Origin of the sequence: Sulfuricaulis sp. (assembly GCF_049587675.1) — a bacterium.
Taxonomy (GTDB): Bacteria; Pseudomonadota; Gammaproteobacteria; order Acidiferrobacterales; family Sulfurifustaceae; genus Sulfuricaulis.
Map to the genome: position 1 here is coordinate 1 of NZ_JBAVEJ010000247.1, position 1868 is coordinate 1868.

1 protein-coding gene and 1 pseudogene are annotated in these 1868 nt (G+C 56.5%); one reads left to right on the forward strand and one right to left on the reverse strand.

Going from position 1 to position 1868, the window contains the following annotated elements:
• The first annotated feature begins 165 nt into the window (after positions 1 to 165).
• On the forward strand, positions 166 to 1317 hold the full coding sequence (locus WB402_RS13330; RefSeq protein WP_424208657.1) for an IS701 family transposase: 1152 nt from the start codon (positions 166 to 168) through the stop codon (positions 1315 to 1317).
• A gap of 157 nt (positions 1318 to 1474) precedes the next feature.
• On the opposite strand, the pseudogene WB402_RS13335 reads toward WB402_RS13330, so the two are convergent.
• Positions 1475 to 1868 (reverse strand): annotated as a pseudogene (locus tag WB402_RS13335) (class I SAM-dependent DNA methyltransferase); the annotation flags it as partial.

The window sequence follows — 1868 nt, forward strand, 5'->3', positions numbered from 1 at the left end:
GTAGTTCGGAATGGCGAAAGCGGGACGGTCGCCCAGAAAAATGCGCGCCACTGTGCTCGCCGTGACTGATGAGATCACCACGCTTCCCAGGTCGCCTAGTACTACAGCCGCAGATAGCATGATAGAATGAAAGCTCACGTCAGATCGACTTAACGAGAGCGAAACATGTCGGAAATAGAAACAGTCGAAGGGTGGGCGAGCGAACTCAAAGTCTTAGGGAGCCGGATCGGGCGACGCTTTGAGCGGTCGGAACCGCGTGAGCGAGCAATAGCCTATCTCAAAGGACTAATGAGCGATGTACACCGGAAGAATGGCTGGCAATTAGCGGAGCAAGCAGGTGAAGCAACGCCGGATGGTATGCAGCGTTTGTTAAGTACGGCGGTCTGGGATGTCGAAGGCGTGCGAGACGATCTACGTGACTATGTGGTGGAGACCTTGGGCAGCGAGCATGGCGTATTAGTACTCGATGAAAGCGGATTTCTAAAGAAAGGGACGCACTCGGTCGGGGTCAAACGGCAGTATAGCGGTACGGCGGGCCGGGTCGAGAACTGCCAAGTCGGCGTGTTTCTCGGCTACGCGAGTGAAAAAGGGCAGGCGCTGATTGACCGAGCGTTGTATCTGCCTCAGGAATGGGTGGCCGATGCCGAACGATGCCGGGAAGCGAAAATACCGGAGGACATGCCCTTCGCCACCAAGCCGGAACTGGGTCGTCAGATGCTGGGCTGCGCCTTCGCCGCCGGTGTTCCGGCGCGGTGGGTGACCGGCGATAGTATCTACGGGGGAGATCGCCGGCTCCGCTTGTGGCTGGAAGAACAGGGACGTTGGTTTGTCTTGGGCATTAGGAAAGATGACCCGCTGTGGAGCGGCTTTTACCAGCGGCGAGCTGACGCACGTGCCGCGGCTCTGCCCGGGGATGCCTGGCAGCGGCTAAGTTGTGGAGCGGGAGCCAAAGGGCCGCGCGTTTATGACTGGGCCTTGCTCCTCTTACCGCGTTGGGGACAATCGGCGGACGTCCTGCATGCCTTACTCGTTCGACGTAGTGTGGCCGATGGTGAACTGGGCTACTTTGTCGTCTTTGCCCCCGCCGGAACCTCCCTTCAGACATTGGTCACGATCGCGGGTATGCGCTGGACCATTGAGGAATGTTTTGAAGTCGGCAAAAATGAAACAGGCCTGGACGAGTATGAAGTCCGTCACTGGCTGGGCTGGTATCGCCATATCACCCTGTCGATGTTGGCGTTAGCTTTCCTGTCTACCACTCGTTGTCAGGCACTCCATCTCGATGGCACAAAAAAACAGGTCGCCTGTGGAGGATGACCTGTTGCCCTTGACGGTCTCGGAAATCCGACGCTTAATCGGTAGGCTCGTTTGGAACGTGGCGCGCTCAATGGAGTTCATCCTGGCCTGGTCTGTCTGGCGGCGACGACACCAAGCCCGCGCCAAACTGTGCCACTATCGCCGCCGCCAAGCTCTTTTACCATCGTATCTGCGGCTGTAGTACTAGGGACATCAACCCGAAGTCGATAGACCATTTCCCGCGTGAGCGCTGTACGATATCCACTCCGCTCACTACTCGTCGAACAACATCCACGTTTGACCTGTCGGCGTTGATCGGCGAGGCTTCAAGCAATCTCTTTGCAACTTCTTCCTCGATGTCAAAAGGGCCCTTCGCGGATGGCCCCATAAAACTTATGCCGAGGTTTTCGATCAATTGATAAGCACTGGTAATGTCTACCGAAGCGGTCAGATCTGAATAGATTTCCTCTACACGGTTTCCATCGAGCACGCGGATCAGCTCATGTGAATCGTCAAAACCAACCATAGAGACACGGACTGCCGCACCTTCCAGGATCCAGCTTCTATCAGAC